The sequence below is a fragment of the Bradyrhizobium sp. MOS001 genome, from assembly GCF_004634465.1.
Lineage (GTDB): Bacteria > Pseudomonadota > Alphaproteobacteria > Rhizobiales > Xanthobacteraceae > Bradyrhizobium > Bradyrhizobium barranii.
In genome coordinates this window covers 291,798-317,770 of record NZ_SPVJ01000004.1, presented here as the reverse complement: position 1 = coordinate 317,770, position 25,973 = coordinate 291,798, and the positions used below count along the sequence as shown (strand labels likewise).

At 64.7% G+C, this 25,973-nt stretch carries 28 protein-coding genes; 13 read left to right on the top strand and 15 right to left on the bottom strand.

Annotation, left to right across the window (positions count from 1 at the left end):
• Positions 1-2 precede the first annotated feature (2 nt).
• The gene (locus CT676_RS09235) at positions 3-1,760 is read right to left on the bottom strand and encodes an MOSC and FAD-binding oxidoreductase domain-containing protein (RefSeq protein ID WP_085404857.1); all 1,758 of its coding nucleotides are present in this window, start codon (positions 1,758-1,760) and stop codon (positions 3-5) included.
• A gap of 176 nt (positions 1,761-1,936) precedes the next feature.
• Here CT676_RS09235 and CT676_RS09230 point away from each other — a divergent pair, with 176 nt between their 5' ends.
• The 5 genes from CT676_RS09230 (at position 1,937) to CT676_RS09210 (ending at position 4,854) form a co-directional block, all read left to right on the top strand.
• The gene (locus CT676_RS09230) at positions 1,937-2,317 is read left to right on the top strand and encodes a nuclear transport factor 2 family protein (RefSeq protein WP_085404856.1); all 381 of its coding nucleotides are present in this window, start codon (positions 1,937-1,939) and stop codon (positions 2,315-2,317) included.
• A 453-nt stretch (positions 2,318-2,770) separates the two neighbouring features.
• Positions 2,771-3,244, top strand: a complete 474-nt coding sequence (locus tag CT676_RS09225; RefSeq protein WP_085404855.1) for a TerB family tellurite resistance protein — start codon at positions 2,771-2,773, stop codon at positions 3,242-3,244.
• A gap of 2 nt (positions 3,245-3,246) precedes the next feature.
• The gene (locus tag CT676_RS09220; protein ID WP_085404854.1) at positions 3,247-3,609 is read left to right on the top strand and encodes a hypothetical protein; all 363 of its coding nucleotides are present in this window, start codon (positions 3,247-3,249) and stop codon (positions 3,607-3,609) included.
• The gene (locus CT676_RS09215; protein ID WP_085404853.1) at positions 3,606-4,241 is read left to right on the top strand and encodes a TerC family protein; all 636 of its coding nucleotides are present in this window, start codon (positions 3,606-3,608) and stop codon (positions 4,239-4,241) included. Before CT676_RS09220 ends, CT676_RS09215 begins: the two co-directional genes overlap by 4 nt.
• A 34-nt stretch (positions 4,242-4,275) precedes the next feature.
• On the top strand, positions 4,276-4,854 hold the full coding sequence (locus tag CT676_RS09210) for a TIGR00645 family protein (RefSeq protein ID WP_085404852.1): 579 nt from the start codon (positions 4,276-4,278) through the stop codon (positions 4,852-4,854).
• A gap of 16 nt (positions 4,855-4,870) precedes the next feature.
• Here CT676_RS09210 and CT676_RS09205 read toward each other — a convergent pair whose 3' ends face one another.
• The 3 genes from CT676_RS09205 to CT676_RS09195 form a co-directional block, all read right to left on the bottom strand.
• Positions 4,871-5,839, bottom strand: a complete 969-nt coding sequence (locus CT676_RS09205) for a helix-turn-helix domain-containing protein (protein ID WP_167767998.1) — start codon at positions 5,837-5,839, stop codon at positions 4,871-4,873.
• Between the two features lie 176 nt (positions 5,840-6,015).
• Positions 6,016-6,576 (bottom strand): DUF2478 domain-containing protein, encoded by a 561-nt coding sequence (locus CT676_RS09200; protein WP_085404850.1) that lies wholly within the window; start codon positions 6,574-6,576, stop codon positions 6,016-6,018.
• Between the two features lie 67 nt (positions 6,577-6,643).
• The gene (locus CT676_RS09195) at positions 6,644-8,053 is read right to left on the bottom strand and encodes an aldehyde dehydrogenase family protein (RefSeq protein WP_085404849.1); all 1,410 of its coding nucleotides are present in this window, start codon (positions 8,051-8,053) and stop codon (positions 6,644-6,646) included.
• A gap of 183 nt (positions 8,054-8,236) precedes the next feature.
• Here CT676_RS09195 and CT676_RS09190 point away from each other — a divergent pair, with 183 nt between their 5' ends.
• Positions 8,237-8,614: a hypothetical protein gene (locus CT676_RS09190; RefSeq protein WP_028159380.1), complete on the top strand. Its 378-nt coding sequence runs from the start codon at positions 8,237-8,239 to the stop codon at positions 8,612-8,614.
• A gap of 156 nt (positions 8,615-8,770) precedes the next feature.
• Positions 8,771-9,757 (top strand): cysteine synthase A, encoded by a 987-nt coding sequence (locus tag CT676_RS09185; RefSeq protein WP_085404848.1) that lies wholly within the window; start codon positions 8,771-8,773, stop codon positions 9,755-9,757.
• A gap of 28 nt (positions 9,758-9,785) precedes the next feature.
• Here the strand turns inward: CT676_RS09185 and CT676_RS09180 are convergent, their stop codons facing one another.
• The 6 genes from CT676_RS09180 to CT676_RS09155 all read right to left on the bottom strand — a co-directional run bounded on the left by CT676_RS09180 (position 9,786) and on the right by CT676_RS09155 (position 14,758).
• The gene (locus CT676_RS09180) at positions 9,786-10,160 is read right to left on the bottom strand and encodes a winged helix-turn-helix domain-containing protein (RefSeq protein WP_085404847.1); all 375 of its coding nucleotides are present in this window, start codon (positions 10,158-10,160) and stop codon (positions 9,786-9,788) included.
• A gap of 146 nt (positions 10,161-10,306) precedes the next feature.
• On the bottom strand, positions 10,307-11,518 hold the full coding sequence (locus CT676_RS09175) for an MFS transporter (protein ID WP_085404941.1): 1,212 nt from the start codon (positions 11,516-11,518) through the stop codon (positions 10,307-10,309).
• Positions 11,519-11,636: 118 nt separating this feature from the next.
• A complete protein-coding gene (locus tag CT676_RS09170; RefSeq protein ID WP_028159377.1) occupies positions 11,637-12,080 on the bottom strand; it encodes a cupin domain-containing protein in 444 nt (147 codons plus the stop codon).
• Between the two features lie 25 nt (positions 12,081-12,105).
• Positions 12,106-12,906, bottom strand: coding sequence for an alpha/beta hydrolase (locus CT676_RS09165; protein WP_085404846.1), 801 nt, complete (start codon positions 12,904-12,906; stop codon positions 12,106-12,108).
• A gap of 42 nt (positions 12,907-12,948) precedes the next feature.
• Positions 12,949-13,497: an NAD(P)H-dependent oxidoreductase gene (locus CT676_RS09160; protein ID WP_071915146.1), complete on the bottom strand. Its 549-nt coding sequence runs from the start codon at positions 13,495-13,497 to the stop codon at positions 12,949-12,951.
• 28 nt (positions 13,498-13,525) lie between these two features.
• On the bottom strand, positions 13,526-14,758 hold the full coding sequence (locus CT676_RS09155; RefSeq protein WP_085404940.1) for an acyl-CoA dehydrogenase family protein: 1,233 nt from the start codon (positions 14,756-14,758) through the stop codon (positions 13,526-13,528).
• 417 nt (positions 14,759-15,175) lie between these two features.
• Here CT676_RS09155 and CT676_RS09150 point away from each other — a divergent pair, with 417 nt between their 5' ends.
• On the top strand, positions 15,176-15,967 hold the full coding sequence (locus CT676_RS09150) for a LuxR C-terminal-related transcriptional regulator (RefSeq protein ID WP_135214413.1): 792 nt from the start codon (positions 15,176-15,178) through the stop codon (positions 15,965-15,967).
• Positions 15,968-16,093: 126 nt separating this feature from the next.
• On the opposite strand, the gene CT676_RS09140 is transcribed toward CT676_RS09150, so the two are convergent.
• Positions 16,094-17,176 (bottom strand): substrate-binding domain-containing protein, encoded by a 1,083-nt coding sequence (locus CT676_RS09140; protein WP_085404845.1) that lies wholly within the window; start codon positions 17,174-17,176, stop codon positions 16,094-16,096.
• Between the two features lie 113 nt (positions 17,177-17,289).
• Between CT676_RS09140 and CT676_RS09135 the strand changes: the two genes are divergently transcribed.
• Both CT676_RS09135 and CT676_RS09130 read left to right on the top strand, forming a co-directional pair.
• The gene (locus tag CT676_RS09135) at positions 17,290-18,774 is read left to right on the top strand and encodes an aldehyde dehydrogenase family protein (RefSeq protein ID WP_085404939.1); all 1,485 of its coding nucleotides are present in this window, start codon (positions 17,290-17,292) and stop codon (positions 18,772-18,774) included.
• A 185-nt stretch (positions 18,775-18,959) separates the two neighbouring features.
• On the top strand, positions 18,960-19,223 hold the full coding sequence (locus CT676_RS09130) for a hypothetical protein (RefSeq protein ID WP_063983997.1): 264 nt from the start codon (positions 18,960-18,962) through the stop codon (positions 19,221-19,223).
• An 11-nt stretch (positions 19,224-19,234) separates the two neighbouring features.
• Here the strand turns inward: CT676_RS09130 and CT676_RS09125 are convergent, their stop codons facing one another.
• The 3 genes from CT676_RS09125 to CT676_RS09115 all read right to left on the bottom strand — a co-directional run bounded on the left by CT676_RS09125 (position 19,235) and on the right by CT676_RS09115 (position 21,305).
• A complete protein-coding gene (locus CT676_RS09125; protein ID WP_085404844.1) occupies positions 19,235-20,026 on the bottom strand; it encodes a hypothetical protein in 792 nt (263 codons plus the stop codon).
• A 69-nt stretch (positions 20,027-20,095) separates the two neighbouring features.
• Positions 20,096-20,497 carry a hypothetical protein gene (locus CT676_RS09120; protein WP_085404843.1) on the bottom strand — a complete coding sequence of 134 codons (402 nt, stop codon included), beginning with the start codon at positions 20,495-20,497 and terminating at the stop codon, positions 20,096-20,098.
• Between the two features lie 58 nt (positions 20,498-20,555).
• The gene (locus CT676_RS09115; RefSeq protein WP_085404842.1) at positions 20,556-21,305 is read right to left on the bottom strand and encodes a hypothetical protein; all 750 of its coding nucleotides are present in this window, start codon (positions 21,303-21,305) and stop codon (positions 20,556-20,558) included.
• 227 nt (positions 21,306-21,532) lie between these two features.
• Here CT676_RS09115 and CT676_RS09110 point away from each other — a divergent pair, with 227 nt between their 5' ends.
• Positions 21,533-22,195 carry a response regulator transcription factor gene (locus CT676_RS09110; protein WP_135214433.1) on the top strand — a complete coding sequence of 221 codons (663 nt, stop codon included), beginning with the start codon at positions 21,533-21,535 and terminating at the stop codon, positions 22,193-22,195.
• A gap of 50 nt (positions 22,196-22,245) precedes the next feature.
• Entirely contained in the window at positions 22,246-23,502 is a 1,257-nt protein-coding gene (locus CT676_RS09105) for an ATP-binding protein (protein WP_167767997.1), read from the top strand.
• A 2-nt stretch (positions 23,503-23,504) separates the two neighbouring features.
• Here the strand turns inward: CT676_RS09105 and CT676_RS09100 are convergent, their stop codons facing one another.
• Complete coding sequence (locus tag CT676_RS09100; protein WP_085404840.1) at positions 23,505-24,401, bottom strand: alpha/beta fold hydrolase; 897 nt, start codon at positions 24,399-24,401, stop codon at positions 23,505-23,507.
• A gap of 182 nt (positions 24,402-24,583) precedes the next feature.
• Here CT676_RS09100 and CT676_RS09095 point away from each other — a divergent pair, with 182 nt between their 5' ends.
• A complete protein-coding gene (locus CT676_RS09095) occupies positions 24,584-25,972 on the top strand; it encodes a 3-deoxy-7-phosphoheptulonate synthase class II (RefSeq protein ID WP_085404839.1) in 1,389 nt (462 codons plus the stop codon).
• The last annotated feature ends 1 nt before the right edge of the window (position 25,973 follow it).

Genomic DNA, 25,973 nt, shown 5'->3' with positions numbered 1-25,973 from the left:
ACTCACAGATCGATGACGACGTCGCCCTGGGGCCGTGAACAGCAGATCAGGACATTGCCGTCCGCTGGTGCGTCGAGCGGATCCGGCGCATAGCTGACAGATCCGGCCACGAGCCCGCTCTCGCAGTTGTGGCAGACCCCGGTGCGGCACGACCAGCGCACGGGAACGTCGCAGGCTTCGGCCAGTTCGAGCAGGCTGGCATATGATGGTCCCCAGCAGACATTGAGGCCGCTGCGGGCGAACGAGACCATCGGGCCCGGGCCGGTTGCGCCGGCCGGCAAGTGCGCCCCCTTCTGCGGGGAGGACGCTATGCCGGGTGTCAGGGATGGTCCCGCGCCGAACATCTCGGTGTGAACGCGATCCGCTGCGATGCCGAGTCCGGCAAGCCCGCGCGAGAGATCGGTCATGAACGGTGCCGGCCCGCACAGATAGAAATCGCCGTCTGAGGGGACGCCGAGGGTTTGAAGCACCCGGAGGTCCAGACGTCCGATCGAGTCGAAATCCACATCGAGACGATCGCCCGGATCGGGCGCGCTGTAGCAGACATGGCCGTGGTGGTGGGCCAGCTCAGCCAACAGCCCGCGCACCTCGGCGGCGAACGCATGTTCGCGACCGTTGCGGGCGCCGTGCAGCCACCAGACCTCTCGCGTCGATGCTTCCGCGGCGAGGGCGTGCAGCATCGCAAGCACCGGCGTTACGCCGATGCCGGCGCTCAGCAAGACGACGGGCCGCGCATCTTGCCGCAGCGTGAAACTTCCGCGTGGCGCGCCGATCTGCACGGCGTCGCCAATTTTGACCTCGTCGGCGACATATTGGCTTGCCGCGCCGTGGGCTTCGCGCTTGATGCTGATGCGCCAGGACGCGGCATCGGAACGGCTCGACAGCGAATAGCTGCGCGTCATCGCCGGTGCCGTGGAGGTGCCGAGCCGCACGACGACGAATTGCCCGGGCAGGGCGGCGGCGACGGGATGTCCGTCTGTGGGTTCGAGGATCAGTGACGTCACGTTGCCGCTTTCGGCGATCTTGCGCGCGACGCGAAACGGTCGGAAGCCGCGCCAGGCCGGAGGCGGGCTCGATGCCGGGCCGAGCCCGGCGTTTCCCGCTGTCGCATCCTTGCGCTGCTGCTCGAGCAGCGCCTCGAAGGAATGACGCCAGCCACCGCTCAGCGCCGGAATTTTCAGCGCGCGCTCCAGGCGGTCACGCGGGTGAGGGGGCAGATAGAGCAGCGCATTGATCTCGGACACGCTCATGCGTTCGGGGCCGTCAGCGACCCGGACGATCTCGTCGCCGGCCTCAACGTCGCCTTCCTCGATCACCCGAAAATAGAAGCCGGGCCGGCCGTGGCTGACGAGCAGCGCGGCCATGTCCGGCTCCTCCATGCGAATGCCGAGCCGGTAGCAGGTGACGCGCGGCTGCGTCACCTCGAACAGGGCGGAGCCGATTTTGTAACGGTCTCCGATGCAGACGTCCCTGTCGGCGAGGCCCTCGACGGTAAAATTCTCGCCGAATTGACCGTGGACGAGGTTCGCTCGACCGAGGTGCTCCTGCCAGTATTGATAGGAGTCCTGCTGGTAGACGTAGACGGCGCGCTGCTCGCCGCCATGACCGGCGGTATCGCCCTGGCCATCGCCGTCGATGTTGAGCCGGCGCACCCTGCGCGGACCACTGACGGGCGTCTTCCAGACGCCGGTATGAACGGTCTTGCCTTGCCACGCGATGTCGCGCGGCAGGCCGACGTTGACGGAGAGCAGACGGGCCATGGGGTTCCCCGGTGTGACGGGCGCGGCTCTGGCGGATTCCAGGTCGCTGCAATGCCAATCTGCATCCATGTCGGAATTTTGGCCCGTTAGTCGTTGTTAGACGTTGCTAGCCGGTCTTGTCGCCGGCTGTCTGCGCCCCGATCTGGGGAGCAGACACCGCAAGACGGGAGAGCGCGATGGATGATCAGGCGATACTGGCGGCCCTTCAGCGCCATTGGGCTGCGTCGGACGCGAATGATTTCGAGGCCGAGCATGACATCTACCGCGAGGACGCCGTGCTCGACTATCCGCAGTCCGGCGAGCGCATCCGCGGCCGGAGAACGATTCAGGAAAGCCGGTTCGTGCAGCCCAACAAGAAGCGCTTCACGGTCCGCCGGATCGTCGGCGGCGGCGATCTCTGGGTGAGCGAGTTCGTGCTGACCTATGACGGGGTGCCGTCCTATGTCGTCAGCATCATGGAATTTCGCGAAGGACTGGTGGCGCACGAGACGCAATATTTCGGCGAGAAGTTCGATCCCGCGCCGTCGCGCGCGCATCTTGTCGAGGTCGTGAGGTGAGACGCGCGTCAAACGGCGGTCTCGTGCCCCGGACGCAGCGCAGCGCCTCTTCGGCGGTGCGCTGCTGGGCCGGGGCCCATATTGCGGCGGAATGCGTGGCCTTCTGGGTCCCGGCTCTGCGCAGCAACGCGAAGGGCGTTGCAGCGCGTCCGGGACACAAAGAGACGCGCACTATTGGTTAACCAGATCCACTGACACGGAACCCGATGCGGCGGCTGGTCGCAGTCTTGTTGCCTTGATTCCGGCCCACCCATCTTTATGTCTGGAGCGAACAAGAATCCGGGCCCCTCTGGCGAGGACGCCGACAATGTCGGCAAAACCTTGCGATGTCGGATGACCTGTCCCGCGCGAATGCGATGGATCGGCCGATCGTCGGGCCTTATCGAGTTCTCTCCGACCCAATCGTCCCCATCGCAGCTCCGCGCGGTCATTTCGCAACGTAAGGGAGCTACGATGTCCGACGCCGCCACTTCAAATCCGACCGAAATCGAGATCACGGAACCGTCCAGGCTGAACGAGCAGGCTGCGGTCGCGTTGATCATTGCCGGCGCGCTCGTCGCCGTCGCCGACCGGCGCGTTTCGCCGGTCGAGCGCGACGAGGTGATCCGCTTCATCAGGGATCGCGGACTGGCGCCGCACATGAGTGACGACCGGCTGTTTGCGATTTTTGACGAACTGGCGGAACGGCTCGAGGAGCCCGACTTTGCCAATGTGGTGATCGATACGTTGCGTCCGGTCTCGGACCTGCCGCTGTCGGCCCATTTGTTGGAACTGTCGGAGCGCGTCGCGACTGCGGACGAGGACGTGCATCCCCATGAGGTGCAGGCGATCAAGCTGTTGCGCCTGCTGACGCTGGTGCTGCCGCGCGCAAAGCCGGTGGCGCCGGGCAGCGCAGGCGTTGAACGGCGCGCCGCCACGCAGGAGTGAGCATGAGTGCAGCATCGGACGAGCGTACGACAGGAAATGGGGGCACCACCGGCCAGATGGCCGGTGGCGACCCGCGTCTCGACAAGCTCGTCCGCCGCCTGCCGCCGCGTATGGGCGACACCGTCGCCTATCTGCTGAAACCGTCCAGCCGCTGGGTGAGGATCCCTTCGGGCGCGCTGCTCATCGTTGGCGGCGTGCTCTCCTTCCTGCCGGTGCTCGGAGTCTGGATGCTGCCGCTCGGCCTCGCACTGCTCGCCGAAGACGTCCCGGCGTTGCGCGCCTCGCGCTCCAGGGTCCTGGATTGGGTCGAGCGGAAGAAGCCGCAATGGCTCGATCCGTCCGCATTGAAAAATGATCAATCATGATTGAATTCATCACCGCCGACGCGCTGACCGCGCTGCTCCAGGTCATCCTGATCGACCTCGTGCTCGCCGGCGACAACGCCGTCGTCATCGGCCTTGCCGCCGCCGGCCTGCCGGCCGAGCAGCGCCGCCGCGCCATTGTCGTCGGCATCGTCGCCGCCACAGCCTTGCGTATCGTCTTCGCCGGCGTCGCGACCCAGCTCCTGCAGGTGATCGGCCTGCTGCTCGCCGGCGGCGTGCTGTTGCTATGGGTGTGCTGGAAGATGTGGCGCGAGCTGCGCGAGCAGTCCGCGCACACCGAGCTCGCGTTGAGCCATGGCGGCAGCGCGGGCAGCGCACCGGCGTCGCGCAAGACCTTCGGGCAGGCGGCGTTGCAGATCGTCGCCGCCGACGTCTCGATGTCGCTGGACAATGTGCTCGCGGTCGCAGGCGCCGCGCGCGAGCATCCCTACATCCTCGCGTTCGGACTGTTGCTGTCGGTCGCGATGATGGGCGTCGCCGCCGATCTGCTCGGCCGGGTGTTGCAGAAGCAGCGCTGGATCGCCTATGTCGGTCTCGCCATCATCGTTTACGTCGCCTTCGAGATGATCTATCGCGGTTCGCTCGAGCTCGCGCCCGTCATCGCGAGTCTCTGAGGCGACAATTCCTGCCTGCAATCCGGAGTGATCCATGACGCCTGAACCCAAAGCACCTTCGGCGCACGCCGGGCCGCGACCGAAAATCGGCCCATTCGCCCAGCTCATCTTTGGCTCGCGCTGGCTGCAAGTGCCGCTCTATGTCGGCCTCATCGTCGCGCAGGGCGTCTATGTGCTGCTGTTCCTGAAAGAGCTCTGGCACCTGGTTGCGCACTCGTTCGACGCCAGCGAGCAGCAGATCATGCTGGTCGTGCTCGGACTGATCGACGTCGTCATGATCTCGAACCTGCTGGTCATGGTGATCGTCGGCGGCTACGAGACCTTCGTCTCGCGGCTGAACCTGAACGGCCATCCTGACGAGCCGGAATGGCTGAGCCACGTCAACGCCAGCGTGCTGAAGATCAAGCTCGCGATGGCGATCATCGGCATTTCCTCGATCTCGCTGCTCAGGACCTTCATCGAGGCCGGCAATCTCGGCACCACGCGCAGCAATTTCACCGAGTCCGGCGTGATGTGGCAGGTGCTGATCCACCTGACCTTCATCATTTCCGCAATCGGTATCGCCTGGGTCGACCGCATCAGCGAGAGCGGGCACCGCAAGGGTCACGCCTGAGGGGCGATCCGCGCTCTCAGGCGCCGATGGCCAGATGCAACGGACGCCGTCCGCGTGCCAGCGTCTCGGACGGCGCTTCGCCGAAGGCCAGTCTGTAGCTCCTTGAGAAGTCGCCCAGATGCCAGAAGCCGTTACCGAGCGCTGCGGCCTTGACGGTCAAGCCATCGCCCCCGGTCATGAGCTGGACGCGAACGGCCCACAACCGTTTGAGGCGCAGATAGTGGTGCAGGCTCACGCCGTGCACCGCGTGGGTGGCGACCTGGAGCGTGCGCACGGACACGCCGAGCGCGGCGGCGAGGTCGTCGCTGTAGAGCGGCTTGCTGCCGAACAGCGCAACGACGTCGTCGAGATGCGCGATCAGCTTGCGGTGCTTGTCGAATGAACCGGGGCGGGCGCTGCGTGCGCCTGCCGGCAGCAGGGTGGCGTCGAGGCCGGCGAGCAGCGTTTCCTGGATCGGGCGGTAGAGCGCCTCGAATTGCCGGGGATCGTTGCATGCCGACGCCAGCGAGAACATCTCCACGATAGCCGCGCGCAGGCGCGTCATCGGATCGTCCTGCGTGCGGACATAGGCGAGGCCGGTGTCGAAATCCGCCCAGCCGCGATGGCGCATGTCCGAGTTGAAGCGCAGCATCAGGTAAGTGTTGGGGTGATGCTCGATCGCCTTGACGGGGGCTTTGCCGCGCATGACGGCGATCATCGAACTATCGACCTCGCGGCCATTGGCGATGGAGTGAAAGGTGAGGGGAACAACGAGGCCGACGCCGTTGTCCGTGCCGATCTCGGCCTCAAACCGCCGTGCAAAGGAGCGCTGGAGCACGAAGAGCCCGTCGCGGAGCGGCAGGATGGCGCGAGACAGCGAGAATTCCCGCGGACGGAGCGGCGTGCTGGTGCCGAGACCGAGCACCTCGTTGGCGCGAAATTCGTCGAAGTCCGAGAAGCGCTCGACGCCGAGGACGCGCGATGGCTTTAGCCGACGTACCGGCATTTCGGGATCCCAGGGCATGTCGGGGTGAGCGGGTTTAATCCGCACAAGCGTATCAGAGGCCCGACCGTCGGCCATATTCCGGGAAACTACTGCCTGCGCGGCGGCGACAGGGGAAGTCGGCGCGCTGCTGTGAGGACTTCACGGACAAGTACGCGAGTCCGGCAGGCTCAGATCGTTCACTTCAGAATTTCGCACACCGTAGGATGTGATCCGACGTCAAGCTTCGCGTTGCTTGTAGAGATGCTCCGCCACCACGCCTCCAACGCGTCGCGCTCGCAGCCGAGCCTGACGCTCATGCCGCCGGCGAACTTGATCCAGTCGGCGAAATGGTCTCTGCCAACCGCGATCACCACGGGAATGTCGGCGTCGAGCGCGCGTCCGATCAGATGGGACAGGCCCTTGCCGTCGCGCTCGCGCTTGCCGAAGCGGTTGATGATGACGAGATCGGCGCCATGCGAGAGCGCGTCCGCGATCCGCATCCCCGCATTTTGCAGCCGCGCGAGATCGAGACGGCAGCCGCGGGCGGCCGGATCGAAATCCTGCGCGAGCAGAAGCGTCTCGCCGCTGTGAAGCAGCACGGCCGACAGGCTCGAATCCGCGCATTGGCCGGCCTGAACCATGCCGACGACGCGACAGCCACGCGCATTCAGATCCGCCGCGAAGCTGCGCAGGACCGTGTCGGGGTCCTGATGCGCCTCGTAGACGAGGGCGGCGAGGTCGCATTGCGCGTCGAACATGGTCGGCCTCCGTTTGACGGCAAAGAATTGGGGCCGCGACGTTTCCGCCGCGGCCCCGGTTTTCCGATCAGGCCGCCGGCGGGCCGTTGATGATCTGCAGCTGTGTGAACTCGGCGAGACCTTCCTCGGCGAATTCAGTGCCGATGCCCGACTGCTTGGCGCCGCCGAACGGGATGTGCGGGGCCATGTCGAGGTGCTTGTTGATCCAGACCGTGCCGGACTCGAGCTGCGTTGCGACCTCGTGCGCGCGCTTGATGTCGGACGACCAGACCGACGCGCCGAGGCCGTAGGTGGTGGCGTTGGCGCGGCGGATCGCGTCGTTCTTGTCGGAATACTTGATCAGCGGCAGCACCGGGCCGAACTGCTCCTCGTCGACCAGCTTGGAGCCTTCCTGGATGTCGCGCACGATGGTCGGCTCGATGAAATAGCCGGGGCGGTCCATCGCCGAACCACCGGCGACCACCTTGCCGTTCTTGCGGGCGTCCTCGAGGAACGTCTTCACCTTCTCGTACTGCATCTTGTTCTGCAGCGGCCCGAGCTTGGTGCCCTGCTTGGCGCCGTCGTCGACCACCGTGCTCTTGGCGATCGCGACCAGTTCGTTGCAGAGCTCGTCATAGACGGACTCGTGGACGTAGAGCCGCTTGATGGCGAGGCAGACCTGGCCGGAGTTCTGGAACGCGCCCTCGAAGATGCCGGGAGCGACCTTCTTCGGGTCGACATCGTCGAGCACGATGCCGGCGTCGTTGCCGCCGAGCTCGAGCGTGATGCGCTTGAGCGTCTGCGCCGCGCTCGCCATCACCTTCTGCCCCGTGGCGGAAGAGCCGGTGAACGAGATCTTGCGGATATCAGGATGCTTGGTCATCTCGCCGCCGAGGTCGTTGGCGTCGGTGATGAAGTTGAGAACGCCCTTCGGCAGGACGTCCTTGATCAACTCGGCGAAGCGCAGGGTCGCCAGCGGCGTGGTCGGCGCCGGCTTCACCACCAGCGTGTTGCCGGCGAGCAGCGCCGACGGCAGCTTGAAGCTGAGGATGAGCAGCGGATAGTTCCAGGGAATGATGGCGCCGACGACGCCGAGCGGGCGGCGATAGGCTTCCACCTTGCGGTCACCGGAATCCTCGATCACCTTCATCGGCAATTCGAGCGAGCTGAGGTAGCGGAAGAACGCGGCCATGCCGAGGACCTCGCCGGTGGCGTCGCCAAGCGGCTTGCCTTGCTCGCTGGTGAGGATGTGGGCGAGCTCGCCCGAATTGGCCTCGATCACGTCGGCCATCTCGTTCACGAGCTTGCGGCGTTCCGCCATCGGGGTCGCGGCCCAGGCCGGGAAGGCGGCCTTCGCCGCGGCGACGGCGGCATCAAGCTGCGCCTTCGAGGCACGCGGACACTGCGCCAGCACCTCTTCGGTCGCGGGATTGAGAACCGGCATGGTCTGGTCGCCGGGCACCATCTTGCCGTCGATGAGAAGATTGTAGTCACTCATTGGCTTTGCGCTCCCTTGCAGAAACGGGCCGTTCGGGGTCTCGTTATATCGAACTATATATCACGACTTCGCCGGGCCGACCATGGCGGCCGGTTCGATCAATTCCAGAAAAGCAGGGCTGGACGCGGGTGGACATATCGATATATCGTGATGAATATAGCGAACCGTGTTCCGGGACTGACGATGGAAATCAAGGTGAGGCAGCTCACGACCTGCGAGGTGGCGTCCGACGGCGGCGCGATCTCGCTGGGCTTCGAGGATCTGGCGGGCAACCCCGCCGCGGTCAGTGTCTCGCTCAACCAGGTCGGCGCCCTCATCATGACGCTGCCCGGGCTGCTCGAGGCGGCGCTGAAGGCCCGCTACGGCGACCAGAGCCTGCGCTACGCCTATCCGCTGGCGTCCTGGGCGATCGAGCAGGCGACCGATACGACCCAGCGCATCATTACGCTTCAAACCGAGGACGGCTTCAAGGTGCGCTTCTCGATCCCGAAAGCCGAGCAGAGCCTGCTCGGCGAAGCGCTGACCCAGCCGATGCCGGAAATGTCGGTGCGGCCGAACTAGCGGCTTGGGCCAAAGGCGCAAACAAAACACCGCCTAAGAATGAAATTGCCGCTTGGGCCGGTCGAGCGCCGGAAATGTTGCACGCGTCGCCTGAACTAGAGAATCGCTTTGCCTGTTCGCCAGCCTAAAGTTGCGGGCGGGTAGAGGTGGCAAGCGATGAGCGATGTTCGAACGGGTTTCCTGGACGCTATCGGCAACACGCCATTGATCAGGCTGCGAATGCCGTCGGAGGCCACGGGTTGCGAGATCTATGGCAAGGCCGAATTTCTCAATCCCGGCGGCTCGATCAAGGATCGCGCGGCGCTGGCCATGATCGACGATGCCGAACGATGCGGCAAGCTTGGGCCGGGAGGCGTCATCGTCGAAGGAACGGCCGGCAATGTCGGAATCGGCATAGCGCTCGTGGCGAATGCACGCGGCTATCGAAGCGTGATCGTGATGCCTGACACGCAAAGTCAGGAGAAGAAGGACATGTTGCGGCTGTGCGGTGCCGACCTGCGCCTGGTGCCGGCCGTACCCTATTCCAATCCGGGTCATTACGCGCGCTATTCCGGTCAGCTCGCCGAGGAGCTCGGTGCTTTCTGGGCCAATCAGTTCGATAACGTCGCCAATCGGGAGGGCCACTATCGCACGACCGGTCCTGAGATTTGGCAGCAGACGGCTGGAAGAATCGACGGCTTCACATGTGCCGTCGGGAGCGGCGGTACCTTGGGTGGGATCGCGCGGGCCCTCAAGGAGCGAAATCCCGGCATCAAGATCGCGCTCAGCGATCCCATGGGGGCCGCGCTCTATAATTGGTTCACCAAAGGCGAGCTCACGACGGAAGGAGACTCCATCACCGAAGGGATCGGGCAAGTCCGTGTCACCAGGAACCTGGAAGGCACGCCCATCGATGCGGCATATCAGATTACGGACGAGGAAGCGCTGCCCGTTCTGTTCGACCTGATCGAGCATGAAGGACTGGTGCTGGGGGGCTCAAGCGCGATCAATATCGTTGGAGCCATGCGACTTGCGCGCGACCTCGGTCCAGGCAAAACCATCGTGACCATCCTCGCGGATGGCGGACAGCGCTATCAATCCAAGCTGTTCAACCCGGAATTCCTGCGCAAGAAAAATCTGCCCCTGCCACGCTGGATGCGATAGCGAGCCGCCAGGATGCGCGCCCGTCCGTTCACGATTTCCGCGAACGGCCGATGTCGCTCTTGAGCGCTTCCAGCTCCTTGTGCACGGCGCGGGCGGCGTCGCGTTCGATCTTGCGGTAGCGCGCGACAAGCTTTTCGCCGAAGGGAGTGAGCATCGCGCCGCCGCCGTTCTTGCCGCCGGCCTGCGGCTCGACCGCGGGATGTCCGCAAATGCGGTTGATCTCGTCCACGAGATCCCAGGCACGCTTGTAGGACATGTCCATGGCGCGGCCGGCCGCCGAGATCGAGCCTTGCTCGCGGATCTGCTCCAAAAGCTCGATCTTGCCGGGCCCGATCCGATCCTCGCCATCGAGGTCGATGCGCAGACTGAGCTGGGGAAGCGATTTGGCGCTCGCGCGCGGCATGACGGGGTCTCTTGGGGCACTTGCATGCGAGATTGCCACTCTTGCCCGCCGCGGACAAGGTGAGGGCGCCTGATTTCCCAAAAGATGGACCTTTGTCGAGGTCCCAAGGGCACGGGCTTCAGCCCCGTGCCCTTGATCGCTGCATCTTATTCCGCGGGGCTTCCGACCACCGCGCCCTGACTGACGTCCTCGCGGGCGAGGATCATCAAAAGGCCGACGATGATGAGCTCGACCACCGCGAAAGCAATGAAGGCGCCGGTGAACGAGCCGGCCGAGGCGTTGATGATCGCGCCCATCATCCAGGGCGCCACGAAGGCCGAGAAGATGCCAAATACCTCGGCGTATCCAATCGCGGCCGGTGCGAGCGCGTCGGAGTATTTTTCGCTGAGCAGGGCGAAGATAGCGCCGCCGCCGAGAAGCGCGATACCGCTGAGTGCTGCAAACAGCACCAGCATCGAGAACGACATCGGTGTGACCACGCTCCACAGGAACATCAGCGCGGTCAGGAAAGCGAGACATGCGGTGAGTTTGATCATGAAGGGCTTGCCGAGTCGATCGGACATGTAGCCGCCAATCACCAGGAATAGCACCTGCGACAACCCCATGACGGTGCCAATGACAGCGCCGGCTTCCGGCGGCATGTGCTGTACTGTGATGAAGGCCGGCACCACCCAGGTGGCGGTGCCGGCGATCGCGAAGGTGCAGGCCACGATGCCGAAGCCGCCGACCGCGATCCATTTCGAGCGGAAGATCTCACCGAGCGGCAGGTGCTCCTGCGGTGTTTCGTTGCCCCAGGTGAAACCGTCGATGCCGAGCTCGCGCGGATTGTTGCGGACGACGAGTGCGTCGACGGCTGCAACGAGCAGCGTGCCGATTGCCAGCACGGCGAAGAAGGTCCGCCAACCGGTCGCAATCGTCAGGGGAATGCCGAGCGCGAAATCCATGGTGATGGCGAGGCTGTAGGCGGCGAGGATGATGCCTACCACCGAGCCACGCCGACTTTGCGGAAACCAGCCGAAGATCAGCTTCATGTTGCCGATGAAGATGCCGGCGTCGAAGAAGCCGATCACGAGCCGGAGCATCAAGAGCTGTGTGTAGCTTTGTACGAACACCTGGAGCACCATGCCGATACCAGTGCCCGCAAGCCCGATCAGCAGCATGTTGCGCGCCGTCATCGACCGGCTGACCGGAGACCACACCACCATGCCGATACCGTAGGTCAGCGCAAAGATGCCTTGCGCAAGCCCGGCCTCGGCGGGATTGAGCTTGAGGCTCTCGGAGACGAAGGGCAGTACGGCCGCGAAGGCATACCAGTCGGCGGCGAGAAAGATCTCGCAGAGGATGGCGAGGGCCAGCATGCCTTTTTGCCACCGGGCTATCCGACGGCGGTCGTTCTCGGAGATGGACGTCCAAGTTGTTGTCAGCATGGTCATCATCGGTTCTCGCGGTTTACGTGTCGACGGAATCGGCGTGGCCTCAGGCGGGCGGCGGCAGGAAGTTGACCTCGTGTTCGGCGGCACGTCGCACGACCTCCTGCGGATCGGGGAGATTGTGGATGCGCTCGAACAGCTCTTTCAGCGACCGCGTCGGTGCGACCCAGAACAGGCTGGTGGCGGTTTCACCCGACTTGTTGAAAATGCCATGGGGGATGCCCTTGGGCATGCGGACGAGGTCGCCGGCCTTGGCGACAAAGTCCTTGCCGTCGAGCCAGAGGTCGTAGCGGCCGCTCAGCACATAGACGAATTCATCCTGAGTCGGATGCACGTGCGGCGGCACGAAGGTGCCATCCGGAAACACGGCATGCCAGGCCATCGACGCCTCGGAATGCTGCTTCAGCGTGTAGGTCTGGCCCAGAATGTTCCAGATGACGTTGCCAAAGCCTTCTTTGGCAGGGGTCACGCCCGGAGGCATCTCGATCATGGTGGTGTCCTCTGTTGTGTGCGGATCAATCGGCGAGAAAATCGGTGACGTAGTGTGCGGAAGACGGCGTTTCCTCGAACACGAGATGACCGGTCGCCGGCACCAGCGTCACGCGTGCGTCGGGGAGCCCTGCTTTCCAGGCATCTGCCTGGGCGGTTGGGCGCAAACGATCTGCGGCCCCCCAGAGCACTAGCGTCGGCATCGTGATCCGATGCAGCCAGTGCGCGAGCTTGGGATTGCCCTGCGGTTCGCTGCGGATTAGCTTGGCAAAGCCCGTGACCTCGCGTCCAAGGCGGGCGTCGAAGGCCGGATCGGGCGCCTTGGGAAAGTAACGGAGTGCCGCGGCCGGATCGTGCGCGAGATAGGCTGGCAGTTCTTGCGGTGCGATCTCGAACAATCCGGGCGCAGGCGCGCTTCCGACGACAAGACCGGCGGGCGCAACCAGCACCAGCTTGCGGACCCGATGCCGCTGACGGATCGCGAACTCCGCGGCAAGCCATCCGCCGAGCGAGAACCCGGCGAGGTCGAACTGCTCAAGGCCAAGCTTGTCGAACAGATCCATGTAGTGAAGGACGTGATCCTCGACCGTGTCGATCGTCTCGGAGTCGCCGGAGTCGCCAAAGCCCGCATGATAGGGGATGATGACCGTGTGCCGCTTCGCCCAATCGCGCGCCATCTCGAAGCCGGTGAAGGTGCCGGTGCCGTGCAGGAACACCAGCACGGGGCCGCTTCCGATGCTGTGAACGACGGTCCGCACGCCGTTGATCGTATGTTCCGCGCGGGAGAAGCCGGTGAGATCGGGCGAGGGTTTGACGGTATCAAGCATGGTCGTCTCCGGTTGAAGGCGGCAGAGCCGGGCGTTGGTGAGTCATGCGGCGGCTTCCTGGCGACCGCTGAGAAGTGAGGCGAATTGTTCGACGGCGTTGGCGAGCCGCGCGGCCGTCATTGGTGCGAGCGGCTCGCCCGGTACGATCTCGCCGCTGCTGGCGTAGATCGCCGTCGAAACGGTGCAGGCTTCGAAGAAGCCGAACAGCGGGCGGAGCTGGTGCTCGACCACCAGCGAGTGGCGCAGGCCGCCGCCGACCGCGGTCAGCAGCACCGGGCGGTTGCGCAGCACGCTGGGTTCGATCAAGTCGAATACGTGCTTGAACAATCCGGGATAAGAGCCCTGGAACACCGGGCATCCGATCACGAGGCCATCGGCTTGTTCGATGGCCTCGACGACGGCGCGCGCATTGTCATCGAGTGCGGTCCGGGTGAAGCCGGCGATGCCGCAACCGGCATCGACAAGGTCGAGGACGGTGGTCTTCAGTCCATGCTGCGCCTGAAGATCGGCAGCGACGGCTTCCACCAGCATGCGCGACTTCGCCGGGCGCCAACTATTGCCGCAGAAGCCAACGATGCGGGATGTCCTCACCTCGACGCCCTCGTGTCTGGTCGCTTGCTCAGCCCGTCACCCCGAAGACCGTCCATTGCGCACCAGGGCCGGGGAGGCCGAGCAGCGCGCGGCCGCACTCTTCGACGATCTGGTCGGCCATCAGGATGTGCTGCGTGCCCGAATGGATGTCGCGATAGAACCGCTGCATCGGCGTGTTGTGCAGCGAGGCGCCGCGCGCGGCGCGATGCGCGAAGGTGGCGACATCCGACAGAACGTCGTGGACGTGGCGCAGTGACAGCTTGATCATCGTCATCTGCTCCAGCGACGGACTTTCGCCGCCGGCGCAAGTCTCCGAGACGTCCTTCCAGGTTTCGTGGACCAACGCACGTGCTGCGCGGAAACGAGCTTCGGCCTGCGCAAACTGGAACTTGAAGCTCGCGCTGTCGCGCGACTTGCCGAATGGATCCTGGCGCTGGACGATCACCTTGACGAGTTCGTCGAGCATGCGGCGGCCGACACCGACGGCCCAGGCGGAATGCGCCCAGGCGCTGTAGCCCGCCAGTCCCAGCGCACCCTGCACGCCACCTCGGCGCGGCGCGCCAATGTCAAAATCGTAGGTCATGTCCGTGGGTACGAACAGCTCGTCGCCCTCGCTCAAAGTGTAGTCGAAACTTCCCGTCGCGCGCAGGCCGAGCACGTCCCAATTGCCCATCAACTTGATGGTCGCGCGCGGATGGTGGGTGACGACGATCTTGGGCTGGCCGTTCGGGCCGAACACCATGTCTTTGCCGGATGCGTCGGTGACGAAGCAGCCTGAATGGACCCACTCGGCGTGCTGAATGCCGCTGCCATAGGCCCAGTTACCGCGGATCATGTAACCGCCATCGACCGGTCGGGCGAAGCCGCGCGGCACGCCGTTGCCGGCAATCGTAATGTCGGGCCCGCCCGCGAAGACTTTCTTGATGCCTTCGTCCTCGATGTAGATGGCGAGCGTCGTGCCTTCCATGTTGTTGCCGATGACGCACCAGCCGGCGGAGGCGTGTGCGTAAGCGAGCCGCTCGATCACGGTCATGGCGTCGTAAGGCAGAAGCTCGGCGCCGCCGACCTCCTTGGGGAACAGCATGGTGTAGATGCCGGCCTTGCGCAGCGCCGCCACCACATCGTCAGTCAGATAGCCCTGTGCCTCGGCCTCCGCGGCCCTGGATTCGACCAGCGGTAGCAGCGCGTCGAGGCGCGCATGGAACTCGGCCACCGTCGGGGTCGCGGAAGGTTTTACGGCGAGTTGCACGGAAGGGCTCATGGTCGGTGTCTCCACGTCGGGCTGTTGGTTCTTCGCGAAACGCTGCTGGACGCGAAGATCTGGGTCGGGCGGAACACGCCGCTTGCGGGCAAGACTCCGCTCACACGGCCAAAGACTGTTGGTGCGCGCGACGAACGGCTCGCGTTGGTGTCGAGATGTCCCCGTCGGAACCGCGCGAACGTCGTTACGCGATCCCGATGGCCAGGATGCTAGAGATGAGGCGGCTAAAGCAGCAATCCCCCATCATGGGGGGGGTTGGCCATGCTGCTCTGCCGCAAAGCTGGGCCGGGAGAGCCATGTTTTGCCGCTTCTTTTCGCTTGACCAAAGGTCAGGTGAGGCAGAAATTTTAAGCCTATAACAATCGGCAATGACGCGCGCGTGTCCGAGGGCACCGCGCGTTCGCGCGAGGAGTGGCGGTGAGAGCCGAGCAGGAGCATTTGGATGGTCTGCCCGAGCGCCAGCTCGCAGATCGGCTGATGTCCATCGCCGAGAGCCGCTCGGTGCGCGCCCTTGGCATTGCCTGCTGCTCGGCGATCACGGAATTGACGGGATCGCCGACCGTCGGCCTCTATTTGCTCGACGGGCTCGAACCGGAACTGGTCTACAGCCGGCACGTCGCAGAAGGCCTGCTCGACAATTACAGGGCCGGCTTCTGGAAGCGCGACCCCGTGCTCGACTGCATCATGACCCAAGGCCGCGCGGTCGACGGCGAAACGGTGATCGGTCCGCAGCAATGGCGGCACAGTCCGTCCTTCGAGATGCTGCACGAGTGGGGCTTTGCATACAACATGGGCGGACCGTTGTGGTGCGGGCAGAAGATCGTCGGCGTGCTGTTTACGGCGACGACTGATACGGACGCGCCGTACACGATGCGGTCGCGGCAGCGCATGGAGATGCTGTGTCGGGCCGGCTCGCTCGCTTTGACCAACATGACGAACGCGGGCGCGATCGACGCCCATCCTGCCGCAATCCGGGTCCCCGAGCCGGCAACGACGCCGGTGGCGACGCTCTCGGCATCGCTTCCGCCACGGTCCGCGGACGTCGCCATCCGGGTCTGCCGCGGCCAGACCAACAAGGAAATCGCCCGCGAGATGGGGATTTCCGATCAGACCGTGAAGGAGCACGTCGCGAACCTGTGCCGACGCTTCGGCGTGCACAACCGCACCGAGCTTGCGGCCTGCCTGCTGAGTCCGAGCGCTCGGCAATAAGGTGCCGCGCCGGGTTAGATGTGGTTGACGATCAGCTTGAGCGAGCCGACGAAGGCCGGACGCTGCCGATAGTTCCCGTAACGCGTATCCCATCGGCCGGACGTGAGCTCGTTGCCGAGCCGAGCATCATCGCACGGCGTGCATCTCCAGAAACGCCTTCACGCCGGTCACGTTACCGGTATCCGACGGCACGTAGCCGGGCAGCGTGGCGACGGCGGCGCGGAAATCGGCGCTGCGCATGATCTCCAGGATGCGCTGCATCGGCCCGGTATCGAGGAAGGCGCGCTTGCAGACGAAGAAATAATCCTCGGTGAGGATGCGGATGAAATCGAGGCCGAAGTGGCGCGCGGCCGCCTCGACACCAAAACTCGCATCCGCCATGCCGCTCGCGACATAGGCCGCGACGGCCGCGTGGGTGAACTCGATCTGCTGCGCGCCGTTGATCTTGCTCTCGTCGATGCCGCTCGCGGCAAGCAACTGGTCGAACAACAGGCGCGTGCCGGAATCATGGTCGCGGTTGACGAAGCGGACTTTTGGTCCGGTGAGGTCATGAAGCGAGGCGATACGCAGCGGATTGCCGCGCGCGACCATCAGCCCCATCTCGCGCGTGACGAAACTGATGATGCGATCCTCGCGCGGATCCAGCCATTCGCGCGCCGCCTTGATGCCTTGCGCCCGCAACGCCCCGTGCGGCAGATGCAGGCCGGAGAGATCGCAGGCGCCCTGCGCCAGCGAGACCAGCGAATGCTGGTTGCTGACATAGCGCAAATCGACGCCGATGCCGGGCTCGCGATCGAGGAATTCGCGCAGTTTTGCCACGGCAAAGCCGTGGCTGGCATGAACGCGGATCACCGAAGGGCGCTGTTCGAGGAACGGCTTTATCTCGCTCGCCAGCTCCTGCGCCAGATTTTCGAGCTGTGGCCCGAGCCGGGCCTGCATGCGTTCGCCGGCCCACACCAGCCGCTCGCCGAACGGCGTGAGCTTTGACCCCTTGCCGCGCTGGGTCTCGACCAGAGGGGTTCCAAAGAACTCCGACCATTGCTCGATCAGATTCCAGACGTGCCGGTAGGACAGGTGCACATCGCTGGCCGCGCTCGTGATCTTTCCGGTCTTCCGGATTTCGTTGAGCACGCCGAGCATGATCACGGCGGTGCGCGGGCTGCCCTCGTGGCGAAATCGCCAGACGGCCTCGATCTCGATCTGAAGCATTGGGCTTCCTTATGAACTTCGCTTCATATGTGAGGCGTCCATCGGCAAACCATATCATATTTACTCCGGCCAATAGCCGCCTAATCTGGTATACCAGAACAGGAGGAAATATGATGTCTGTTGCATATGACTTTGCGCATTCGCCGGCCACCGAATTCATGGCCCGGCCGCAGCATCTGCTGATCGACGGCCGCCGCGTCCCCGCCAGCTCCGGCCGTACCTTCAAATCCCTCAATCCCGCCACCGGGCAGGTCATCGCCGTCGTCGCCGAAGGCGGCGAGGCCGATGTCGAGCATGCGGTCGCCGCCGCGCGGCGCGCGTTCGAAGGCCCGTGGCGTACGATGCGTGCCTCCGAGCGTGGCCAGATCCTGCTGCGCTGGGCGGACCTGCTCAAGCAGCACTCCGAAGAAATCATCGAGCTCGAGTCGATCGATGCCGGTAAGCCGATCTCAGCGACGACGCGCCAGGACTTTCCGGCCGCGGTCGACACGCTGATCTACTACGCCGGCTGGGCCGACAAGATCAGCGGCGACGTCGTGCCGGTACGTGACGATGCATTGACTTATACAGTGCGCGAGCCGGTCGGCGTGGTCGCGGCGATCGTGCCGTGGAATTTCCCGCTGATGATCGGCATGTGGAAGCTGGCGCCGGCGCTGGCCTGCGGCTGCACCATCGTGATGAAGCCGGCCGAGCTGACCTCGCTGTCGGCGCTGCGCATCGCCGAGCTCGCGCTCGAGGCGGGCCTGCCGGCGGGTGTCTTCAACGTCGTCACCGGGCCGGGCCGCGTCGTCGGCGACGCGCTGGTCAATCACCCCGATGTCGACAAGGTGACCTTCACCGGCTCGCCCGGCGTGGGCCGTGGAATCATGAAGGGCGCGGCCAGCAACTTCAAGCGCGTCTCGCTCGAGCTCGGCGGCAAGTCGGCCAACGTCATTTTCGACGATGCCGATCTCGAAGCGGCGTCCAAGGCTGCGGCGTCCGGCATCTTCTTCAATGCCGGCCAGGTCTGTTCGGCCGGCTCCCGCGTGCTGGTGCAGGAGAAGGCTTACGACGAAGTCGTGGAGCGGCTGGCTGCGCGCGCAAAATCGCTCAGGATCGGCGACCCGCTCGATCGCAAGACGGCGCTCGGCCCCGTCATCTCCGAGAAGCAGATGAAGTCGATCCTCGACTATGTCGACATCGGCCAAAAGGAGGGCGCGACCCTCGTCACCGGTGGCGAGAAAGTCGGAGATCGCGGCTATTTCATCAGCCCCGCGGTGTTCGCAGGCGTCGCACACGAGATGCGGATCTCGCAGGAGGAGATTTTTGGCCCCGTCGTCAGCGTCATCAAGTTCAAGGACGAGGCCGATGCGCTCAGGATCGCCAACGGCACGGCCTACAGCCTCGCCGCCGGCGTGTGGAGCCGCGATATCGGCAAGCTCCAGCGCTTCGCCAAGCGGGCGCGTGCGGGCACGGTCTGGATGAACACCTATGGCTACACCGACGTGCGCCTGCCCTGGGGCGGCGAGCGCGACTCCGGCCTCGGCCGTGAGCACGGCACCGCTGCGCTCGACAATTTCACCGAGCCGAAGGCTGTCTGGATGAATCTGGCCGTCTGATAACCTCCCGATCGGCCAATCCTGGGCCCGCCTGATCCCGGTCAGGCGGGCTCTTTTTTCGAAATCGATAAAATTGTCTGCATTCCGCTCAGTGGCGGAAAACCCTGCGGACAAGAAGGCTGCTGCCTTAAACCTCCGCTTTGGAACCGGCGTGCATCCTGCCTGCAAAAGGTTGGGGCATCGGCATGTCTGTTCTGAGGGAGATCGTTGCGGCGGTTGCAGGAGTGTATGCGCTCCTGTTCGTCTGCGACGCATTGTTCGGCGTCGGCGAGGCGCGTTTCGACGACGCCTATTACAGCGCCAGCTTCTACGCGCCGCGGCCGAAGGAATTCCGCTTCGCCAGCGACACGCCGCCGGCGGTCCGCGTCAGCGAGGCCTTCGCGCAGTTTGCGCCGGGCGAGGCCAAGCCGAACCGGCGCTACTCGTCTCTGACGACGATCATTCGCTAACGTTCGGCCATTCAGGCTTGCTCCGGCGCCGGGGCGTCACCGGGATGCTGCCCCGCGCGTTGCGGGATCAGCAGCAGGCACACCAGCATAAAAGCTGCGATCACGACCGAGGCCAGCGGCCGGCTCAGCGCCAGGCCGCCGTGGTCGAGCGGCTTGTCGAGAAAGTCGCCGACGGTCGCACCCAGCGGACGCGTCAAGATGAAGGCGGCCCAGAACAGCGTAACGCGTGAGACGCGAGTCCAGAAGTAAAGTGCTGCGACAACGGCGAGTCCGGCCGCGAAGATCAATGCGCCACCGCGATAGCCCATATCGCCGGTATCCGCGATCCAGTCGCCGAGCGCAGTACCCAGCGTTTGCGAAAAGGTGATCGCGCCCCAATAGAACGCCTCAACGCGCGGTGTGCTGACGCTGTTGACCGAGATCGTTCCCTCGGCGCGATACCAGAGGCCGAGCACCAGCACGAGACAAGTGAGCAGCAGCGTCGAGCCGCCGGTATAGCCGATGCCGAGCGAGCGGTCGGCGAAGTCGGCCATCGTGGTGCCGAAGGTGGTCGATGCGACGATGGTGGCCCAATACAGTGCCGGATTGAATTTGCGCGCGCGGACCTGCGCCGCGACCAGGACGATCATGGCCGCGAGGAACAGGCAGGTCCCGGCCAGATAGCCCCAGTTCAGCGTCATGGTGACGGTGTCACCGCCGGTCTCGCCGAGCGTGGTGGCGGCGATCTTGATGATCCAGAAACCGAGCGTGACCTCGGGGACCTTGCTCTCGCTGATGATATTGCTTTTGGTCTGATCTTCCATGGTGTCCTCGTTGATACGTCAGCCGCGGACCGGGATCCGCGGCTGACCGGATGATGGCGCGCAGAGGCGTCAGGACTTCGCGGCGGTATCCATGGCCGCGAGCAAATCTGCGACCGCCTGTTTGCACTTCGCCGCATCCGGCGCGCCCGCGCGCAGCGCCTCCAGCGCGCGGTCGATCGCCTTGTCGACGGTGTGCCAATCGGCTGCCGCGCGCGGCTTCAATCCGGCTTCGGCCTCGTCCCATTTGGTCTCGAGGTCCTTGATCCGCGTCTTGGCAGCGGGGAGGTCGCCGTTGTCGATCAGCGCGGCGACGTCGACCACAATGGTTCGGAACGGCGTGAGATCGCCGAGCTTTGCGGTCGCGGCCTCCGCGAGCGGCACGAAGGTGAAGTGCTGGCTCGCGTGTATGTGCGGTTCGCCCGTGAAGGTCGTCAGCAGGCAGACGGCGACGGCGGAAATCAGTTTCATCATGTGGTTTCTCCTGGTGGAGCTCCTGCTTCATGCAGGGAGCGGGATTTCGCGGTTGAAGCTATTGCGCCGGATCGGCGCGGCGCCTGCCGTCGCCCTCGAAGGTCACCCAGGCGACGAGGCCGACGATCACGGTCAGGAAGGCGATGCTGGTCTGGATCGTGCCGAGTCCGATGCCGCCGTACTCGCGCGACTGCGACAACAGATCGCCGAGCGAGGCGCCAAGCGGGCGGGTCAGGATGTAGGCAAGCCAGAAGGTGAGGACGGCATTGGCGCCGAAGTAATAGGCCATCATCACCGCCGCGATCAGCACGCCGAAGGCTGCGACGCCGAGCTGGAAGCCGAGACCAAGTGCTTCGGTGGCAAGATCGCCTGCGGCCGTGCCGAGCGCGAAGGTGAAGAGGATGGCCGTCCAATAGAACAGCTCGCGCCGCGTCGTCACGATGCTGTGGATCGATAGCGTGCGCTCGACGCCGTACCAGACCGCAAAGGTCGCGGCGAGCGCGCAAGCGAACGCCGCTGTGCTGATGTAGAGGCTGATCTCGAGCTTGTCGGTCAGGAGATCCGTGAGCTGCGTGCCGACGATGCTGACGAGAACGACGGTCAGCCAGTAGATCCAGGGCACGTAGATGCGGCGGTTCAGTTGCAGCAGCAGTGCAGCGACCAGCAGGCCGCTCATGCAGATCGCGGTCGGGCCGGCGCCGAGGCCGACATGCACCGCGAGATAGTCGGCGCCGGTCTCGCCAACCGTGGTCGAGAGAATCTTGATGGCCCAGAAGATCGCCGTGACCTCCGGAACCTTGTTCAGCATCCGTCTTGCGCCAAAACTTGAATATTGCGACACGCCCAAATCTCCCAAAGCCGAAGCGATGCGAGACCGTCGCGCAGGCGACTTAGGCCGGGCTTAGGGGCGAGAATTTTCAATGCAGCGCGGCCTTCGCCGCATTTTGGGCCTGCTGGCGTTCCCTAACTCTGCGCTAAGTCGGAACGGTCATGATTTTGACGGCCGGATGGCCCGGCGGTTTCGAGGATCGAGCTTTGCGGGTACTGCTGATCGAAGACGACCGGATGGTTGGAGCCGCCGTCGAACAGGCGCTCAAGGATGCTGCTTACGCCGTCGATTGGGTGAGAGACGGCGAGAGCGCGCTGCTTGCCGCCGCGAGCGAATCCTACGAAGTCCTGCTGCTCGATCTCGGCCTGCCGAACGCGGACGGTCGGGATATCCTGCGGCAGTTGCGCGCGAATGGCTGCAGGTGCCCGATCATTATCGTCACCGCGCGGGATGGCGTCGATCACAGGATCGAAGGCCTCGATCTCGGCGCCGACGATTATCTGGTCAAGCCGTTCGAGATACGCGAATTGCTGGCGCGGATGCGGGCGGTGCTTCGCCGCGAAGGCAGCGGTGCGCCCGCGGTGCTTGGCAACGGCAAGCTCAGTCTCGATCCTGCGACCCGCGAGGCTTCGCTGTCTGGCCAAACGGCCCTCCTGACCGCGCGCGAGTTCGCGCTGCTCCAGGCTTTGTTGACGCGCCCCGGCACCATCCTGTCGCGGAGCGAGCTCGAGCGGCAGCTTTACGGCTGGAACGAGGAGGTCGAAAGCAATGCGGTCGAATTCCTGATCCACACCATCCGAAAGAAGCTCGGTACGGAGGCGATCCGTAACGTGCGCGGGATGGGATGGATGGTGGATCGCGCGCCATGATCAACTCGCTGCGCGGCCGGCTGTTCATCAGCTTGACGACGATCGTGCTGGTGACCGAGCTGATCGGAGGCGTCTTCGCACACCGGTGGGCATTCGATGAGGCGATCGAGACGCAGGACTCCGTGCTGATCCAGATCGCGGGCCTCGTTCAGAGCGGTGGCTTCACCGGCGCTCAGGACCTCCATGGGGTCGATGAAAACTCCGAAGTCTGGCTGATGGAGCTGGGCAGGGCGCCGCAAGGCACACCCGAGGAGCGCCAGTTGTGGCGGCTTCAGGATGGGATGCGCGATGCAACGCGACAGGGAAAGCCGGTCCGGGTGGTGCTGAAGACGCGATCCGACGGCAGCCGGTTTGCCGTGGCCCAGAGCACGGGTGTCAGGGATGAGATCGCAAGTGACATGGCGCTCCGCACCGTGCTTCCGATCGCCGCGCTGATCCCTTGCCTGATGCTGGTGATCGCCTTGGTCATTGCCGGATCGCTTCGGCCCATGGTCCGGCTGGCGGACGAACTCAACGCACGGCGTGCGGATGACATGACGGCGTTGCCGCTTCGCGACCTCCCAAGCGAACTGAATCCGTTCGTGTCTTCCATCAACGGCCTGTTGCAGCGCATGCACGAGATGATAGGGCAGCAGCGAAGGTTTATCGCGGACGCCGCGCACGAACTGCGCACACCGCTGACGGCGTTGAGCGTACAGGCTGAGAATCTCGATCACGTCGAACTGCCACCGGCCGCGCGCGAGCGCCTTGCAGCGCTTCGGCAGGGCATGAGTCGCAGCAAGCATCTTCTGGAGCAGTTGCTTGCGCTGGCGCGACACGACGCTGCGCCCACCGATTGCGGGCAATGGGAGGTCCTGGAGCTCGATCACGCGGCGAAGAGCGTCATCGCCGATCTCTTGCGGGAGGCGATCGGCCGCGGCGTCGATCTTGGTTTCGAACGGGCCGAGTCAGTTCCGGTGCGGGGTGAGCCGGTCATGCTCGCAGCCATGATCCGCAATCTTCTCGACAACGCGCTCCGCTTCACGCCGGCGGGCGGCAGGATCGATGTGGCGATCTACCGGGACGGCGCCACGGCTGTGCTTCGGATCGAGGACAATGGACCAGGCGTGTCCCCCAACGAGATCGGCCGGATATTCGAGCCGTTCTTCCGTGGGCAGCGGCCGGAAGGCGAGGGCGTCGGTCTAGGCCTCTCGATCGTCAAGCGGATTGTCGATCGACTTGGGGGATCGATCGACGCTGCGAACATCACGGAGGGCGAACGAAGCGGATTGCGGATCGTCATCAAGCTGCCCGCGGCGGCCGCGTAATGTCACTCCCCCTGGATCCATTCCGCCACGCCGCGCCACAGCGTGTCGCGGTGCTCGGGGCGGAAGAAGCCGAAATGGCCGATCGCCTTGGCGCCGACGTCGGACGGCTTGACCGTCAGCACCTCCGGCTTGATCGCGGAGAAGCCGCTCGCGAGCAGCTCGACCGCGGGCCGCGTCGCCCAGGGATCGTCGGAGAAGCAGAGCGCACGTAGCTCGCCCTTGAATTTTGCGAAGTTCTCCAGCGCCGGCAATTTGGAGTCGAACAGATAGCGCGGGCTGGAGACCCAGTCGGCCCATTGCAGGAAGACGCCCTTGGGCAGATCCTCGCCGATGCCGGCCCAGCCCGGCGCGTAGCCGAGCGCGTGGACGAGCGGTACGCCGACGAAATTCATGAAGGTGTAGACGCGATATTTTTCCGGCGACGCCATCAGCCGCCAGGTCGCGGCCTGCGAGGCCACGAACGCGGCGCGTGAGATGTCGCTGTTGTTGTCGATCAATCCCAGCGCCTGGCCGCCGAAGGAGTGGCCGACATAGGCGAGCGGCAGGGTGGTGTAGCGCTCGCGCATCCAGCGCACCGCGGCGGTGACATCCTGCGCGGCCCAGTCCGACATCGAGGCCCTGAAGCCGACCAGCGATTTCGGCTGGTTGTAGCCGACCATCGCCGGCTGCCGGGAATCGCCGATGCCGCGATAATCGTAGGTCAGGACCGCGCAGCCGCGATGGGCGAGGTAGGAGGCAAAGCCGCGATAGATCTTTCGCGGGACCGCGGTGGCGGAGTTGATCAGCACGGCATGGCGTTTGGTGCCGCGCGGCAGGAACAGGGTGCCTGCCAGCGGATACCCGTCCGTCGCCGGGAAGGTGATCTCGTCGATGAAAACGTCGTCGCGCGCCGCGTCCATGGGCAGCCGATGTCCTGCCGGTTTCCTTGCCAGCCCTCAGCAAATGCGAATTCGGCTTTCCCCGCAAGGGTTTGCAGTGCGAAATGGATTTACAACTGGCGGCCGGGGACCGGGCTGTGTATAAGGCGGCCCTCGCAACCCACAGATCAGGTTGTGCTTTTTTACTTCACGGAGAGATTGCGATGTCCGAGCGGTGGACGCCCGAGTCCTGGCGCAGCAAGCCGGTGCTACAGGTGCCCGATTATCCCGACGCCAAGGCCTTGGCCGACGTCGAGGCGCAGCTTGCGACCTTTCCGCCGCTGGTGTTCGCGGGCGAGGCGCGCAATCTGAAGAAGTCCCTGGCCCGCGTTGCGGCCGGCGAGGCCTTCTTGCTCCAGGGCGGCGACTGCGCCGAGAGCTTTGCCGAGCACGGCGCCAACAACATCCGCGATTTCTTCCGCGTGCTGCTCCAGATGGCGGTGGTGCTGACCTATGCCGGCGCGGTGCCGGTGGTGAAAGTCGGGCGCATTGCCGGCCAGTTCGCAAAACCGCGGTCGTCGCCGACCGAGAAGATTGATGGCGTCGAGCTGCCGAGCTATCGCGGCGACATCGTCAACGACATCGCCTTCACCAAGGAAGCGCGCGTGCCGGATCCGCAGCGCCAGCTGATGGCCTATCGCCAGTCGGCTGCGACGCTGAACCTGCTGCGTGCGTTCGCGACCGGCGGCTTTGCCAATCTCGGCAGCGTGCATCAATGGATGCTCGGCTTCCTGAAAGATTCGCCGCAGTCCCGCCGCTACAAGGAGCTGGCTGACCGCATCTCCGACGCGCTCAACTTCATGCAGGCCTGCGGCCTCGACCTCGAGAGCCATCCGGAGCTGCGCGCGACCGATTTCTACACCAGCCACGAGGCACTGCTGCTCGGCTACGAGCAGGCCATGACCCGCGTCGATTCCACCACCGGCGACTGGTACGCGACCTCGGGCCACATGATCTGGATCGGCGACCGTACCCGTCAGCTCGACCACGGCCATGTCGAATATTTCCGCGGCATCAAGAACCCGATCGGCCTGAAGTGCGGCCCGTCGCTCAAGCCCGACGAGCTCTTGAAGCTGATCGACGTGCTCAACCCCGACAACGAGCCGGGCCGTCTGACCTTGATCAACCGCTTCGGCTCCGACAAGGTCGCCGACCATCTGCCGGGACTGATCCGCGCCGTGAAGCGCGAGGGCAGGGTTGTGGTCTGGTCGTGCGATCCCATGCACGGCAACACCATCACCTCGACGTCAGGCTACAAGACGCGCCCGTTCGACCGCGTCCTGTCGGAGGTGAAGTCGTTCTTCACCATCCACGCGGCGGAAGGCACGCACGCCGGCGGCGTGCATCTGGAGATGACCGGCCAGGACGTCACCGAGTGTATCGGCGGCGCCCGTGCGATCACCGACGAGGATCTCAACGACCGCTACCACACGGTCTGCGATCCCCGCCTCAATGCCGAGCAATCGATCGACATGGCTTTCCTGATCGCGGAGCTCCTCAAGCAGGAACGCGCCGGCAAGGCCAGGCCGATGCCGGTCGCCGCGGGGCTCTAAC

Coding starts and splice junctions, on each gene's coding strand:
- CT676_RS09235 (WP_085404857.1), bottom strand. CDS start 1,760: ATGGCCCGTCTGCTCTCCGTCAACGTCGGCCTGCCGCGCGACATCGCG.
- CT676_RS09230 (WP_085404856.1), top strand. CDS start 1,937: ATGGATGATCAGGCGATACTGGCGGCCCTTCAGCGCCATTGGGCTGCG.
- CT676_RS09225 (WP_085404855.1), top strand. CDS start 2,771: ATGTCCGACGCCGCCACTTCAAATCCGACCGAAATCGAGATCACGGAA.
- CT676_RS09220 (WP_085404854.1), top strand. CDS start 3,247: ATGAGTGCAGCATCGGACGAGCGTACGACAGGAAATGGGGGCACCACC.
- CT676_RS09215 (WP_085404853.1), top strand. CDS start 3,606: ATGATTGAATTCATCACCGCCGACGCGCTGACCGCGCTGCTCCAGGTC.
- CT676_RS09210 (WP_085404852.1), top strand. CDS start 4,276: ATGACGCCTGAACCCAAAGCACCTTCGGCGCACGCCGGGCCGCGACCG.
- CT676_RS09205 (WP_167767998.1), bottom strand. CDS start 5,839: ATGCCGGTACGTCGGCTAAAGCCATCGCGCGTCCTCGGCGTCGAGCGC.
- CT676_RS09200 (WP_085404850.1), bottom strand. CDS start 6,576: ATGTTCGACGCGCAATGCGACCTCGCCGCCCTCGTCTACGAGGCGCAT.
- CT676_RS09195 (WP_085404849.1), bottom strand. CDS start 8,053: ATGAGTGACTACAATCTTCTCATCGACGGCAAGATGGTGCCCGGCGAC.
- CT676_RS09190 (WP_028159380.1), top strand. CDS start 8,237: ATGGAAATCAAGGTGAGGCAGCTCACGACCTGCGAGGTGGCGTCCGAC.
- CT676_RS09185 (WP_085404848.1), top strand. CDS start 8,771: ATGAGCGATGTTCGAACGGGTTTCCTGGACGCTATCGGCAACACGCCA.
- CT676_RS09180 (WP_085404847.1), bottom strand. CDS start 10,160: ATGCCGCGCGCGAGCGCCAAATCGCTTCCCCAGCTCAGTCTGCGCATC.
- CT676_RS09175 (WP_085404941.1), bottom strand. CDS start 11,518: ATGCTGGCCCTCGCCATCCTCTGCGAGATCTTTCTCGCCGCCGACTGG.
- CT676_RS09170 (WP_028159377.1), bottom strand. CDS start 12,080: ATGATCGAGATGCCTCCGGGCGTGACCCCTGCCAAAGAAGGCTTTGGC.
- CT676_RS09165 (WP_085404846.1), bottom strand. CDS start 12,906: ATGCTTGATACCGTCAAACCCTCGCCCGATCTCACCGGCTTCTCCCGC.
- CT676_RS09155 (WP_085404940.1), bottom strand. CDS start 14,758: ATGAGCCCTTCCGTGCAACTCGCCGTAAAACCTTCCGCGACCCCGACG.
- CT676_RS09140 (WP_085404845.1), bottom strand. CDS start 17,176: ATGCTTCAGATCGAGATCGAGGCCGTCTGGCGATTTCGCCACGAGGGC.
- CT676_RS09135 (WP_085404939.1), top strand. CDS start 17,290: ATGTCTGTTGCATATGACTTTGCGCATTCGCCGGCCACCGAATTCATG.
- CT676_RS09130 (WP_063983997.1), top strand. CDS start 18,960: ATGTCTGTTCTGAGGGAGATCGTTGCGGCGGTTGCAGGAGTGTATGCG.
- CT676_RS09125 (WP_085404844.1), bottom strand. CDS start 20,026: ATGGAAGATCAGACCAAAAGCAATATCATCAGCGAGAGCAAGGTCCCC.
- CT676_RS09120 (WP_085404843.1), bottom strand. CDS start 20,497: ATGATGAAACTGATTTCCGCCGTCGCCGTCTGCCTGCTGACGACCTTC.
- CT676_RS09115 (WP_085404842.1), bottom strand. CDS start 21,305: ATGCTGAACAAGGTTCCGGAGGTCACGGCGATCTTCTGGGCCATCAAG.
- CT676_RS09100 (WP_085404840.1), bottom strand. CDS start 24,401: ATGGACGCGGCGCGCGACGACGTTTTCATCGACGAGATCACCTTCCCG.
- CT676_RS09095 (WP_085404839.1), top strand. CDS start 24,584: ATGTCCGAGCGGTGGACGCCCGAGTCCTGGCGCAGCAAGCCGGTGCTA.